The sequence below is a fragment of the Massilia sp. CT11-108 genome, assembly GCF_047302915.1.
Taxonomy (GTDB): Bacteria; Pseudomonadota; Gammaproteobacteria; order Burkholderiales; family Burkholderiaceae_D; genus Telluria; species Telluria orientalis.
This window is the reverse complement of sequence record NZ_JBKYMO010001626.1, coordinates 1-253: the sequence shown is the minus strand read 5'-3', so window position 1 is coordinate 253 and position 253 is coordinate 1. Positions and strand designations below refer to the sequence as shown.

Sequence of the window (253 nt, the reverse complement as noted above, 5' to 3'; positions counted from 1 at the left end):
CAACCTGCTCATCCTCGAGGCCAGCCTCCGCAGCCAGTACCTCACCCTCCGCGCCCGCCGGCGGCAGAACACCTTCGTCCTCACACTGCTCGCCGTATGGATCGGCTTCTGCTTCTACCTGCTGTGGCTGCGCCCGCGAGAGGATGGCAAGGGCATTGGCGGGTCACAATACTGGCTCGTTGACATGCTGCAGAAGGTGGGCTTCATCACAGGCGTCGTCACCGCTCTGCTCTTCTGGGCGACGGGCCAATGG

General features: G+C 64.0%; 1 protein-coding gene. It reads left to right on the top strand.

Annotated features, from left to right (window positions below):
- The coding region (locus ACEN88_RS35820; protein WP_413347139.1) for a hypothetical protein at window positions 1–253 on the top strand (253 nt) is incomplete at both ends.